At 63.8% G+C, this 12,376-nt stretch carries 12 protein-coding genes; 7 read left to right on the plus strand and 5 right to left on the minus strand.

All coding sequences use genetic code 11. The features are described 5' to 3' along the window. The first annotated feature begins 8 nt into the window (after positions 1–8). The 3 genes from C8K18_RS21095 to C8K18_RS21110 all read left to right on the plus strand — a co-directional run bounded on the left by C8K18_RS21095 (position 9) and on the right by C8K18_RS21110 (position 3,491). Positions 9–1,178 carry an MFS transporter gene (locus C8K18_RS21095; protein ID WP_029970258.1) on the plus strand — a complete coding sequence of 390 codons (1,170 nt, stop codon included), beginning with the start codon at positions 9–11 and terminating at the stop codon, positions 1,176–1,178. A 347-nt stretch (positions 1,179–1,525) separates the two neighbouring features. After that, on the plus strand, positions 1,526–1,984 hold the full coding sequence (locus tag C8K18_RS21105) for a DUF3331 domain-containing protein (protein ID WP_107709568.1): 459 nt from the start codon (positions 1,526–1,528) through the stop codon (positions 1,982–1,984). Between the two features lie 61 nt (positions 1,985–2,045). Continuing rightward, entirely contained in the window at positions 2,046–3,491 is a 1,446-nt protein-coding gene (locus C8K18_RS21110) for an amidase family protein (RefSeq protein ID WP_107709570.1), read from the plus strand. Positions 3,492–3,559: 68 nt separating this feature from the next. Here C8K18_RS21110 and C8K18_RS21115 read toward each other — a convergent pair whose 3' ends face one another. The 5 genes from C8K18_RS21115 to C8K18_RS21140 all read right to left on the minus strand — a co-directional run bounded on the left by C8K18_RS21115 (position 3,560) and on the right by C8K18_RS21140 (position 8,776). Beyond that, positions 3,560–4,546, minus strand: coding sequence for an anti-sigma factor (locus tag C8K18_RS21115; protein WP_107709572.1), 987 nt, complete (start codon positions 4,544–4,546; stop codon positions 3,560–3,562). 24 nt (positions 4,547–4,570) lie between these two features. After that, a complete protein-coding gene (locus C8K18_RS21120) occupies positions 4,571–5,101 on the minus strand; it encodes an RNA polymerase sigma factor (protein WP_006049781.1) in 531 nt (176 codons plus the stop codon). Between the two features lie 368 nt (positions 5,102–5,469). Then, a complete protein-coding gene (locus C8K18_RS21130; protein WP_107709576.1) occupies positions 5,470–6,927 on the minus strand; it encodes a serine/threonine-protein kinase in 1,458 nt (485 codons plus the stop codon). Further along, positions 6,924–7,844, minus strand: a complete 921-nt coding sequence (locus C8K18_RS21135) for a DUF3365 domain-containing protein (protein ID WP_029970264.1) — start codon at positions 7,842–7,844, stop codon at positions 6,924–6,926. The genes C8K18_RS21130 and C8K18_RS21135 overlap by 4 nt, the downstream gene beginning before the upstream one ends. Further along, positions 7,841–8,776: a hypothetical protein gene (locus C8K18_RS21140; RefSeq protein WP_107709578.1), complete on the minus strand. Its 936-nt coding sequence runs from the start codon at positions 8,774–8,776 to the stop codon at positions 7,841–7,843. The genes C8K18_RS21135 and C8K18_RS21140 overlap by 4 nt, the downstream gene beginning before the upstream one ends. Positions 8,777–9,175: 399 nt before the next feature. Between C8K18_RS21140 and tssB the strand changes: the two genes are divergently transcribed. From tssB to tssE, 4 genes are all read left to right on the plus strand, one after another. Continuing rightward, positions 9,176–9,697, plus strand: a complete 522-nt coding sequence (gene tssB / locus C8K18_RS21145) for a type VI secretion system contractile sheath small subunit (protein ID WP_107709580.1) — start codon at positions 9,176–9,178, stop codon at positions 9,695–9,697. A gap of 8 nt (positions 9,698–9,705) precedes the next feature. Next, on the plus strand, positions 9,706–11,199 hold the full coding sequence (gene tssC, locus C8K18_RS21150; protein ID WP_107709676.1) for a type VI secretion system contractile sheath large subunit: 1,494 nt from the start codon (positions 9,706–9,708) through the stop codon (positions 11,197–11,199). Between the two features lie 110 nt (positions 11,200–11,309). Continuing rightward, positions 11,310–11,813, plus strand: coding sequence for a type VI secretion system tube protein Hcp (locus C8K18_RS21155; protein ID WP_006049774.1), 504 nt, complete (start codon positions 11,310–11,312; stop codon positions 11,811–11,813). A 54-nt stretch (positions 11,814–11,867) separates the two neighbouring features. Further along, positions 11,868–12,371: a type VI secretion system baseplate subunit TssE gene (tssE, locus tag C8K18_RS21160; RefSeq protein WP_029970268.1), complete on the plus strand. Its 504-nt coding sequence runs from the start codon at positions 11,868–11,870 to the stop codon at positions 12,369–12,371. Positions 12,372–12,376: the final 5 nt, after the last annotated feature.

Consider the following 12,376-nt stretch of genomic DNA (forward strand, 5'->3'; position numbering starts at 1 on the left):
ATTTCGCCATGCGCCCATTCAGCGCTTTCTTCGTGCTCATCGGCACCTTGCTCACCGCGAGCGGGTACGGGGCGACGTTTTTCCTGTCGATGCATTTCCGGTCTCTCGGGGGCAACGATCTGGATACCGGACTCGCGCTTGCGGAAGCCACGGTCGGCACACTGGTAGGCGTGCTCGTGGTGGGCCGGTTCGCGCGGCGTATCGGCAGCGCGCGCACCACCGCGCTAGCGGCCCTGTGCATTGGCCTCGGCGTGATCGGCTTTGCTGCGGTCGACCGGATGAGCGCACCTGGCATTCTCCCCGGCTTTCTCGTGGGCTTCGGCTGGGGAGCGTTCTGTCTCGCCGCGCCCATGTCGTTGACGGAACGCACGAGCGACGCCGATCGCGGATTCTGGTTCATGCGCTTCGGCACGATCCAGATGGCGGGCATAGGCGGCTGTCCCGCGGTGGCCGCAATGGCGATCCGTTCGTGGCACTGGCCGCTCACCAGCGTGTTCTACGTGGTCGGCGGCTTATGCGCGGTCGCCGCGCTGATGCTCGAAGCGTTCGGGCGGGTATCGCCGCACCGGGACGAAGCGCCGGTGCAGCAGGACTGGCTGCGCGAGTCGGGTGCTGTCTGGCGAACGCGCGCCGCGTATCCAATCGTGATGATTTCGCTGTGCGCGTGCGTCTTTTCGGGGTCGATGACGTTTCAGATGTCCATCATTCGCGGCACGCATGCGCAAGCCGGCACGTTCTTCAGCCTCTATGCGGTGACGGTCGTCGTTGCGCGATGGCTGCTCACGCGCGTCGTAGTCAGGCTATATCACGGAGTCGCGACCAGGCTTCTGCTGGCGATCATGGTGCTCGGCACCGCGGCCATGTTCGTCGTGCCGTACCAGCCGGCTTTTCATTCGATAAGCGCAGTACTGCTGGGCATCGGCTACGGTCTCGTCTATCCGACCATCCAGGCGCAGGCCGTGAACGACTGCGCGGCGACGCACCGGCAGCCCGCGCTCACATGGTTCGTCGTGGCGTACTTCATCGGCACGTTCGGTTTCCCGGCGGTAGCAAGCTGGGTGCTGGTTCATATAGGCACGCCCGCGTTGATCGCATTGATGGCGGCCTGCGGTGTCGGCGCGCTTGTCCTCGCGGTCATGCGGGACAGGCACGCGATTGCGCCGTTGTCCAACGCGTGACGGAGCACGGCTTGCTCGTGGCGTGCCGCGACTTCTGCTGTAGCTCATTGGTATGCCGCATGAAGTGGCCGTCGCTGACGATGGCCGCAAGCGTTCGATGGGCCGGATACATTTCGATACGTCGCCGAAACACCGCCGATACATTGCGCAGTTCTAATTGAAACACCCCTGATTCGCAGCGGCGCAACGGCGCAACGGCGCAGCGAAAGGCGTCGCAGTCGCTGCGGCGAAGCAGGTGCGCGGCGTCACGTCGGTGAGCAGCAAACTGACGCTGCGCGAGCAAGGCGGCGTTAAGCACCAGCTTTGCTCTTCCCCCTACGAACATACCGGCTTCTGGAGATCAGTCGATGAGAGTGCTATCCGACGACGACATCGTGGTTCGCACATTGCTGAATGTCCTCGATCCTTCCGCGGAACAACTGGACGCCTGCGCGCGGAAGAAGCCCGTGCGGCTCAAGCGGTGCCGCGTAGGCACGCGTTCGCCGATGGCCGACGCATCCCACCATCGCGCGAGCCGGCCGGCCCGGATTGCGGTAGTGGAATGGTTGTCGCCGGCGACCATCAGCGTATCGTGGAGCGACTCGTGCACCGGGCGCTACGCCGAGCAGATATGGTGCAGCGGACTCGCGCGGGTCGGTTCCGTATGCGCGCTGACAGGCCGCGCAGTCAGACGCGGCGACCGGATATTCCGCCCGCGTATCCGGCAGATGCGGGTGCCCGGCAATCGCGATCAGGTGATCCTCGCGGAGGCGATCGGACAGCGCACCGATCTGCCAATAGAAGGCGCTGCCGGCTGGCCGTTTTGAACCGCTACACGTGCGACTGGATGCATGCCTGCATACGGTTGGCATCGACACTGGAGGCTACATGAGTGAACTATGGCAATTGTCCGCAACTGAACTGGCGAGGCGTGTGAGAACGCGTGAAGTGTCCGCTCGCGAAGCGGCGCAGTCCGCGCTTCTACGTCTCGATGCGGTCAATCCGCTCATCAACGCGGTGGTGGCCCACCGGCCCGACTGGGTGCTGGAGCAGGCGGACAGCGTCGACCGCGCGATTGCTCGCGGTGAAGATCCGGGGCCGCTGGCGGGCGTGCCTGTCACGACCAAGATCAATACCGACCACGCGGGTTTCGCCACCACCAACGGCACGCGTTTGCAGGAGAACCTGGTGGCCGAGGTGAATAGTCCCGCTGTCGATAATCTGCAAAAGGCCGGCGCCGTGCTGCTCGGCCGCAGCAATTCGCCGACTTTCGCTCTGCGCTGGTTCACCTCCAACCAGATTCATGGACGCACGCTCAATCCGCGCGACCCATCGCTCACGCCGGGCGGGTCGTCGGGCGGCGGAGCAGCGGCAGTCACCGCGGGTATCGGGCAGATTGCGCTCGGCACGGATATCGGCGGCTCGATACGCTATCCGGCCTACGCATGCGGCATCCACGGACTCAGGCCGACGTTCGGACGCGTGCCCGCGTTCAACGCGTCGTCGCCCGAACGCCCGATCGGTGCGCAATTGATGTCGGCCACGGGTCCGATGGCGCGCACGGTGGCGGATCTTCGCCTCGGCCTCGCCGCACTGGCTGCGCCCGACTTGCGCGATCCCTGGTATCTGCCGATGCCGCTCGAAGGACGCGCGGTGCCGTTGCGTGCCGCGCTTTGCCTGCGTCCGGGCGGCCTGCAAATCGTCAAGGAAGTCGAGCACGCGTTGCTGGACGCGGCCCAACGCCTTCGCGACGCAGGCTGGCGCGTCGACGAGATCGACGACACACCGTCGATGCGCGAAGCCGCGCAATTGCAGGAACGTCTGTGGCTCGGCGACGGATTCGAGGCGCTGGCCGACTCGGTGGCGCGCGACGGCGACCCCGGCGCGCAAGCGGTGGTGAACGCGGCTCGCCTGAAAGTGAAAGACCTGCCGGCCGACGTAATCAGCCGGTCGCTGGTGCGCCGCACGACCTTGCTACGTGAATGGCGGCTGTTTCTCGATCAGTATGCGGTCGTGCTGATGCCGGTGTCGGCGGAGCTTCCGTTCCCGGACGATCTCGATCAGCAAGGCGCGGCGGGCTTCGACCGCGTATGGGAAGCGCAACTCACAATGCGTGCGCTGCCTGCGATGGGTTTGCCGGGTCTTGCCGTCACGACGCAACTGGTGAACGGCGTGCCGGTGGGTGTGCAGATCGTGGCCGCGCATTACCGCGAGGACTTGTGTCTGCTCGCGGGTGAAGCGATCGAAGCACGCGGCACACCGCTCTCTCCGGTTATGCCGGTCACTCCGCTTACGTCGCTTACGCCGCTTACGCCGCTTACGCCGCGCGTCTGAGCCGGCATCGCAGGGCTTGCATGAAGCGCACAGGCGGCGGTTGCCGGCTGTGCGAGCGTATGCGTCGGTTAGCTTACCGGTGCCTGATACGCTGCCAGCGCCTGACCGAGAATCTCGCCGGCCCTGCTTTGTGCAATGTGCCGGCCGATTGCCGCGAGGTCGGTGTCGCCGGAGGTGGCGATCAACGCGTAGCTCTGCTTCGCCTGTCTCCAGGTCACCACCTGCATCGTGTTGACGCCCTGCTGCGCGAGCGCGGCATCCGGCTTGTCATCTGTCATCACGCATAGCGAAACCGGCAAGCCTTTCTCCGGCAGGTAGACGATCTGCACCAACGGCTTGTTGTTAAAGCGCAGCCGTTGCACGCGCTTGAACGTCAGTCCGAGCGAACGCAGGTCCGGCACGTGGATCGACAGTCCGTCGTCGCGGCGAATGTCTTCGACGATGTGCGCAAGGCCGGTAATCGGCAAGTCGGACGCAACGGTTTCCCGCGTATAGAGCCGTTGATAATTGACCGCTGCGATGATCCACGGCGATACGCCTGCCGGCATAGCCTGCTGTGAAAGCGTTTGCCCCACACCGCCGGGGGCGCTGCTTCCCGCCAGGCGCAGCACGACGGCGCCACAGAACGCACCGGTCACGAATGCGAGCGCGGCCAACGGAACCGCGGCGCGAATGCGTGCGCGCACCGGCCGGGCCCACTGAATACCTGTGTCGGAGCCTGAAGCCCCGGACGGCCCGCGCATACGCAAGGACCACGGGCTGCGGCCGCTCGCGCGCGAAGCCCACGCCGCGGCACGATCGTTCCTGCCCACGGCTCTCATGCCAGGAGCCGGCGTTTGCGCTTCTATCAACTGCGCAACGTTGCGCGTGAGGCTTTCCGGAACCGGTGGCAGTTGCTGATGCTGGAACGCCCGCCGATACGGCAACGCCGACGCCCTGAGCAATGCGACGCGTTCGGCGACATCGGCCGAGACGACGATTGTGCGTTCGACTTCCTTGCGCTCGCGCGGCTGCAAATTGCCGTCGACGTACGCCATGAGCAGGATGTCGTCCATAGTCAAGCCCCCTGGTCTCTGCTATTACTCATTACTCGCGCGAGCCACGCTTTTTTGTTTTTCGCTGAACAGGGCCCCGATGGTTTGACGGGCCCGCGAGAGGCGGCTCATGACGGTCCCGATAGGGACTCCCAGGGTTTGAGCCGCTTCCTGATAGCTGAGGCCCTCGACCGCTACCAGCAGCATCACCACGCGTTGCGCGTCGGGTAGCCGCTGCACGGCTTCGACAATCTGTCCGTCCATCGCGTGTTGTTCAGGCGTGCGCGCGGCGGGGTCGGCGACTGTTTCGAGAAATTCGTCGTCCCAATCCATGCCCGAGCGACTGCGCACGCTGCGCGCACGCAACTCGTTTATCCATGTGGACTGCACGATCGAAAACATCCAGCTAAGCGGCGCGGTGTCCGGCTGAAGCTGATGCGCGCGTTCGAGCGCCCGCACGCAGGCGCGCTGCACGAGGTCTTCGGCGTCGTGCCGGTCGCCCGAAATGCGCAGCGCGAATGTCCACAGGCGTGGAAGCATCGACGGAAGCAGGGCGGACAGATCTGCCGCGGTCATCGAATCGGTCCATCGCCGGATGTCATGCGGCCGCCGTCCTCCGGCGCAGGCGTACGCGCGGTATGTTCAGGCAGGTACGCGACCTTCGTTCGCACCGCGGGTCGCGGTCGCGCCGCACTGCGTTTCGATTCGTGCGTGCCGCATGCTGCCGGCTGCGATGTCTGGTCTGTTTCCATGGAACGATGCGGATGCGCTGGCTAGTCGACATCACATAAACACGCGTAGCGGGTGATCTATTCCATCGCGGCAAGCGATGCAGGATGACAAGGACTGAACACGCGTGCTCTAGCCGTTTGCGCGCGAACGTGATTACGAACGCCAATGCCAATGCCAATGCCAATGCCAATGCCAATGCCCACGCCGCCCGTTCACGGCCCGCAAGCGTCAGCAAGCCGCTCGCTCAGCGCACGAAGAAACGCGGTTCTGTCGACGGTGGCGGGAAGTGCATCGGCGAGCCGGTTGTGAAAGGTCGCGGTGTCGACGCCCAGCGCAGCCCGCTGCGCGACGATGCGGGCGACGGGCCCAATATGCGTTGCAAGCTGCCGTGCGGCTGCTTCGATATGCGCGGCATCGGGCACGCGTGCCTGGGTGGAAGCGACGCGTGCCGCAGGTTGAATGCTCTCGCTCACCGGCCGCGAAGACGCGCTTCCCTGCCCGGCAGTATGCCGTTGCAACAGCGTGTCGAATTGATGACGTGTCGCTTCGTCGGGAAGATGACGCGCGAGTTGTGCCGCCAGCATGCGCGGGTTCGTTGCGTGTGCCGCCGCCCGCCGCACGAGCAGCGACGCAACCGGCCCAACGTGGTGCGCGAGCCGCTCTTCGAGCTGCGCCAGCAATTCCGGAGGCCAGACGACAGAATCGGCGGATACCGCGTGAGCAGTAGCGGTGATGATCGGTGGTGCAAGCGCCGCGCGATTCACCGGCGCCGCGACCACCGTCTCGTCCGGATCGCGTTCTGCCGCGAGCGTATCCAGCAGGCTCAGCAACTCCGCGCGCCAGCTTTGCGCGGACAGGTAGCGTGCCTCGGGCTCTTTTGCAAGCGCCTTACGCACCATCGCATCGAGCGAGGCGGGAAGGCCAGGCGTTTCGCTCGACGGCGCGGGCGGCATGCCGTTCAACACCTGTTGCATGACAGCCGCCGATGAGCCGGCGAACGGGCACTTGCCGGTCAGCATCTCGTACAGCACGACGCCCGCGGAAAACAGATCGCTGCGTGCGTCGATCGGTGCGCCCGTGTACTGCTCGGGCGACATATACGCAGGCGTGCCGATCATCATGCCTATCTGCGTCAGACGGCCCGTGTCGAGTTGCGCGATGCCGAAGTCGGCGATCTTGCATTCGCCACGCGGCGCGATCAGCAGATTGGCGGGCTTGATGTCGCGATGGATCACGCCAGCCTCGTGCGCATACGCCAGCGCGTCCAGCAACTGCGCGAACCACGCGAGCGTGCGCACGAGCGGCAATCTCGTGCCATGCAGGGCCTCTTTCGCGAGCCGCGCGGCGAGCGTTTCTCCGCGCACATATTCGAGTGCGATAAAGGGGACGCCGTCGGCCTCGCCATAGTCGAACACACCGACGATATGCGGGTGCACGAGCCGCCCGGCCGCCCGCGCCTCGTTGATAAAGCGCGCGGGCAGTTCCGCGTCGGCTGCGCTGCTCCCTTGCTGCGAGTCGCGCAGCAACTCGGGGTTGATCGTCTTGAGTGCGACTTGCCGCTGGATATGCGGGTCGGTGGCGAGATAAACGGTGCCCATCGCGCCGCGGCCAAGCACGCCATCGACCAGATAACGGCCGATCTGCCGCGGCGCTCCGCTCGTCGCGGTCATGGTTGCAAGCCGTGCGGCACGGTTGCGGCCGCACCGGTCTCGTCGAGTATCTCGAAGGCCGTCACGAGACTGGTCCGCATTCTTCCGAACGACACCGCGAGCGAAGCGATCTCGTCGCTACCGCGTGTGGGTAAGTCCACTTCGCCGAGTTTGCCGAGGCTGACTTCGTCGGCGGCACGCGAGAGAGCCTGCAGGCGCCGCGTGACGAGCACATGCACCATCACGTTCAGGACTACCAGCACGACCGCGAACACGACGCTCAGGGCGGTCATGAAGCTGCGCCACAGCGCCCGGCCGCGCGCGATCGATTCCGACATCGGCACCGACACGAACTCTGCGCCGATCACGTCGTTCATGGTCCAGCCGAAACCGTTCGCCGGCCCGTACTTGTCGAGCATGGTGCGCGGCGCCGCCGACGGCGTGCTGTGACACTGCATGCAGGCGGCGTCCGTGATCCGGCTGGGACGCGCCAGAAACAGCAGATGTTCGCCGCCGGGAGTGCGCCGCTCGCCAGTCACCTCTTTCAACGCGGGCTTGTCGTGCAGATGCGCAATCACTTCTGTTTCCCAATCGGTTGGGCGATCGCGTAGGTTGGTCGGATTGAGCATCGTCGAACGATACGAGAAGTTCGGGAACGCGCCCTGCAACGTATTCAGCATTTCAATCGCGGAGAACGCGGGCACGGACTCAGGCACGAACGAGTATTGAATCTGTGTCGAGAGTAACGGCGTGATGTGCTGAGCGGTGTAGTTCTGCATCGCTTCCGCGGCGCTCATCAGCACATTGGCGTCGTGCCGGGTTTCGTCGAGCGACTGCTGCTGCAGCACATGATTTGCGACGATGCCCGCCGCGCTCAGTCCAATCGCGAAGATTGCGATGAACACGAGATTGAACTTGATGGCGAGTGACAGCTTCATGGTCGAGCCCATACGGATGAGTAGGACGAGTAGGCAGAAACGGGAGCGGCTGTGCCGGCCCGCGAGCCGGGTCGCGGATGTGGCTGCACGAGCGGCCGCCAGTCCGGCAGATCGCGCAGGTGTTGGCGGATGTCGCGGCGGAACGCCGGATCTGACAGGCGTGCGCCGAAGCGTTGAGTAAAGCGCGTGGCCGGGTCTGTTCGCACCGCAAGCGCGCTGCCGAGCCAGTCGGACACGTCCGCGTAGGTCACGGGGCGCGAGCCGGCTGCCGATGGGCTCGCCGGGCGCGACGCGGCCGGCTCGGGTCGCAGCGGCAGCGGGCGCAATGCGTCGCGGAACGCGAGTGGCATCGCGGCCACGAATGCGGGGTCAAGGCGTGCCGAAACGATAACGCCTGCGTTGGTTTTGGAAAGCCGCGCGAACTGATGAGTTGGTATCGCCGTCTGCGCCGGCTTGTCATGCGGCTTGCCGAGCGTGACCAGTTGTGCGGACCCGCTTTCGCAGAACACAGCGTTCGCGTCGTCGCCGGCATAAGTCGGCGTGGACGCGGCAATCACGAGCGCGCTGGGGTCGGCCGGCGTGACACGCATACGCTCAGTCTCAACGACGGGCACCGCGCAATTGGCCCCGGCGCAAACATGCTGCACCTTCAGCCAGCCGCGTAGCAGCGCGACATGGCCATCGCGCGCAAGCAACACCCGAGTGTCACTTCCCAACGCAAGCACATTGCCCGTTTCGTCCTGCATCTGAACGATGCCATTGGAATCGGGCGGAGTTTCGACGATATCGTCTGGCGCGAGCCGTTGGCCTGAGCCGGCCCGATACACAGTGCTTTCGTGGATCGTCGTCACCGGTGCGCCGGTTTGCACGATCGTCCAGCCGGCGTGCGCATACGGTGCGAGCGCGAGCAGGCAGAGGGGTAAGAGCCGCATCGGTGCAATTGCAATTGGGCACAAGCGTGTGGGATCTTCGGATGATGTCATTGCGTGCCGTGTACTGAAGCCACTGTTCGATAACCACTGTTGCTGACTGAACAGCCGGCTGCCCGGATTTATTCCGGCACGTCACGACGAATGTCGCGACGTCGCGCGCTCGCGTGGGTTCCCGCGAATTTTCAAAGCAATCATTCGAGCGACGGAATATTCACGCCGGCCCAGATGTTCTGGTTGCGGAATGCGGTTGCGTCGATGGACGAAAGCTCTAGCAGATCGATTCACAAATCACGGAATAGATCGCGAGTCTGCGCTGTTGTGTGAGCGTGGACGACGGCCGGGCACCAGCACCCGGCTCATTCGAATCCCGAACCTGAATGCATCCAGAGGAACGAGCGTATGGCAACGAGACAGAGCAGTCAGAAATTCATTGCGCGAAATCGTGCGCCGCGCGTACAGATCGAATATGACGTCGAGCTGTACGGTGCGCAGAAGAAAGTGCAGATACCGTTTGTGATGGGCGTGATGTCGGACCTCTCCGGCGCGAACAGCGGCGATCTTCCGCCAATAGAAGAGCGCAAGGCACTGGAGGTGGATGTCGATAACTTCGACAACCGCATGCAGTCGATGAAGCCGCGAGTGAACTTCAACGTTCCCAATACGCTGACTGGCGAAGGCAGTCTCGAAGTGGACATGACGTTCGAGAGCATGGACGACTTTTCGCCCGCGGCAGTCGCGCGCAAGGTCGATGCGCTCGCCAAGCTACTGCAGGCACGCACGCAACTGGCGAACCTGGGCACTTATCTCGACGGCAAGGCCGGCGCGGAAAAACTGATTGCCGAGGCGCTCAAGGACCCGGCGCTGCTGCAATCGCTAAGCGCCGCTCCGAAGCCCGTTGACACCGAACCCGGACAGGAGTGAGCGCGATCATGGAAAGTCAGAAGCAGTTTGACACGGCCGCGCAAGGCACCCTGAGCGAAACCAGCGACTTCGCCGCGCTGCTCAACAAGGAGTTTCGCCCGAAGAACGAACGCGCGAGAGAAGAAGTCGAGGCGGCGGTGCGCACGCTCGCCGAGCAGGTGCTGCAGGATTCGAACATCGTCTCCGATGACGTGACCCAAACCATCAATGCGTATGTCGCGGAGATCGACCGCAAGCTCAGCGAGCAGTTGAACCGCATCATGCATCACGAGGAATTCCAGAAGCTGGAAGGCGCGTGGCGTGGCCTGCATCATCTGGTCACGAACTCGGAGACCGATCCGATGCTCAAGATCCGCGTGCTGAATGTGTCGAAGAAGGAGTTGGGCAAGAACCTCAAGCGCTTCAAAGGCGTTGCATGGGATCAGAGCCCGGTGTTCAAGCGCGTTTACGAAGAAGAGTATGGTCAGCTTGGCGGCGAACCATACGGCTGCCTGATCGGCGACTACTACTTCGATCACAGTCCGCAGGATATCGAACTGTTGCGCGGCATCTCACAGGTGGCCGCCGCGGCCCACGCACCGTTTATCTCCGCCGCCGATTCCACCTTGCTCGGCATGGAGAACTGGAGTGAGCTCGCCAACCCGCGCGATCTGTCGATGATCTTCACGACGCCGGACTACGCGGGCTGGCGCTCGCTGCGCGAAATGGACGACGCGCGCTACCTCGCGCTGACGATGCCCCGCACGCTTGCGCGACTGCCTTACGGCGCAAAGACCGACCCTGTCGACGAGTTCGATTTCGAAGAAGACACGGAAGGCGCCGATTCGTCGAAATACACATGGCAGAACGCGGCGTATTCGATGGCGGTGAATATCAACCGCTCATTCAAGCTATATGGCTGGTGCACGCGCATTCGTGGCGTGGAGTCGGGCGGTGCGGTCGAGAATCTGCCGGTTCACACTTTCCCGAGCGACGACGGCGGCGTGGATATGAAGTGCCCGACTGAAATTGCGATCACCGACAGGCGCTCGGCCGAACTCGACAAGATGGGCTTGATGCCGCTCGTGCACCGCAAGAACTCGGATGTCGCCGCGTTCATCGGCGCGCAGTCGGTGGCGAAGCCGGAAGAGTACGACGATCCGTCGGCGACCGCGAATTCCAATCTCTCGGCGCGGCTGCCGTACATGTTCGCGTGCTGCCGCTTTGCGCACTACCTGAAGTGCATCGTGCGCGACAAGATCGGTTCGTTCAGCACGCGTGAGCAGATGGAGAGCTGGTTGTCGAACTGGGTGATGAATTACGTGGACGGCGACCCGGTGAATTCGAGCGAAGAAACCAAAGCACGCAAGCCGCTCGCCGCCGCGCAGGTCGTGGTGGAGGAAGTGGAGGGCAATCCCGGCTACTACACGTCGAAGTTCTTCCTCAAGCCGCATTACCAGTTGGAAGGCCTGACCGTGTCGCTGCGGCTCGTGTCCCGCCTGCCGTCCGCGCTCGCGGCGTAGGCGTCCCGCACCGCGTCACCATGCAGAAAACCCGTCCGCGGCGCAAACGCCACGGGCTCCACGTTCGCCGCACCGGCGAGCACACTCATTAGCAACGGGAAGAGGTCAATATGGCATTCGATATGCACCTGAAATTCGGCGCTGGTTCGGTCACGATCCAGGGCGCGTCCAACCATTCGAAGCACAAGAACGAAGTGCCGATCATCGCGTGGTCCTGGGGCGTCAGCAACACCGGCAACCTTCACACTGGCGCGGGCTACGCGTCCGGCGGCAAGGCGAACATTCAGGACATCACCATCACCAAATACGTCGACAGCTGTTCGAACGCGATTCTCAACGCCTGCTGCACGGGCGCGCGACTCGACACTGCCTATCTGTACGTGACCAATGCGACCGGTCAGCAAACGGACTTCCTGACAATCGAATTGAGCGAAGGCGTGCTGATTACGTCGGTGGCGACCGGCGGCAGCGGCGGCGATGAGCGTCTGACCGAAAACATCACGCTGCACTTCGGCAAGTTCAAGTATTCGTTCCAGCCCCAGGACGACGAAGGCAAGGCGAGCGGCGGCACGAAGGACTTCACGTTCGACATCCAGCAGGTCGCGAAACAGTAAGCAAGCTGAGGTGCGCGACGACAAGGTGATTCTTACGATCAGGATACCGAACGGATGGCGGAGCTAACCCCTCAGGAGCGCTTGCAGCCCTCGTTGCTCGACCGGCTCACCGACATGGCGCCGGACGAGCCCGACGAGAGCCGCGAGCAGCGCGTGATCACGGCGGCGCGCCTGCGCGAGTATGTGACGCGTGACATTGCCGCGCTGCTGAACTGCACGCGGCAGTGGGACAGCGACGGTCTTCCGGGACTCGATCACGTCGCTAACTCCGTGCTGAACTTCGGTATTCCGGATCTGGCGGGCGCACCGTTGTCCGGCATCGACGCAGGCATGTTGCAGGAGCGTATCCGCACAGCGCTGATCGACTTCGAGCCGCGCCTGATCGCGGACACGGTGCAAGTGGCCGTGAATATCGACGACGCGGTAATGAACGCACGCTCGCTGAGTTTTCGGATCGAGTCGCAGATGTGGGCGCAACCCATGCCGCTTGCGCTCTATCTGCATACCGACGTCGATCTCGAGACCGGTGAATTCCGGGTCTCGCAACATTTCGGTTGACTATC

The organism is Paraburkholderia sp. GV068, assembly GCF_003058125.1.
Lineage (GTDB): Bacteria > Pseudomonadota > Gammaproteobacteria > Burkholderiales > Burkholderiaceae > Paraburkholderia > Paraburkholderia graminis.

Excerpts from the sequence above, each read along its gene's own strand:
- C8K18_RS21140 (WP_107709578.1), bottom strand. The coding sequence starts at position 8,776 with ATGCGGCTCTTACCCCTCTGCCTGCTCGCGCTCGCACCGTATGCGCAC.
- C8K18_RS21115 (WP_107709572.1), bottom strand. The coding sequence starts at position 4,546 with ATGGACGACATCCTGCTCATGGCGTACGTCGACGGCAATTTGCAGCCG.
- C8K18_RS21095 (WP_029970258.1), top strand. The coding sequence starts at position 9 with ATGCGCCCATTCAGCGCTTTCTTCGTGCTCATCGGCACCTTGCTCACC.
- tssB (WP_107709580.1), top strand. The coding sequence starts at position 9,176 with ATGGCAACGAGACAGAGCAGTCAGAAATTCATTGCGCGAAATCGTGCG.
- C8K18_RS21155 (WP_006049774.1), top strand. The coding sequence starts at position 11,310 with ATGGCATTCGATATGCACCTGAAATTCGGCGCTGGTTCGGTCACGATC.
- tssE (WP_029970268.1), top strand. The coding sequence starts at position 11,868 with ATGGCGGAGCTAACCCCTCAGGAGCGCTTGCAGCCCTCGTTGCTCGAC.
- C8K18_RS21135 (WP_029970264.1), bottom strand. The coding sequence starts at position 7,844 with ATGAAGCTGTCACTCGCCATCAAGTTCAATCTCGTGTTCATCGCAATC.
- tssC (WP_107709676.1), top strand. The coding sequence starts at position 9,706 with ATGGAAAGTCAGAAGCAGTTTGACACGGCCGCGCAAGGCACCCTGAGC.
- C8K18_RS21120 (WP_006049781.1), bottom strand. The coding sequence starts at position 5,101 with ATGACCGCGGCAGATCTGTCCGCCCTGCTTCCGTCGATGCTTCCACGC.
- C8K18_RS21130 (WP_107709576.1), bottom strand. The coding sequence starts at position 6,927 with ATGACCGCGACGAGCGGAGCGCCGCGGCAGATCGGCCGTTATCTGGTC.
- C8K18_RS21105 (WP_107709568.1), top strand. The coding sequence starts at position 1,526 with ATGAGAGTGCTATCCGACGACGACATCGTGGTTCGCACATTGCTGAAT.
- C8K18_RS21110 (WP_107709570.1), top strand. The coding sequence starts at position 2,046 with ATGAGTGAACTATGGCAATTGTCCGCAACTGAACTGGCGAGGCGTGTG.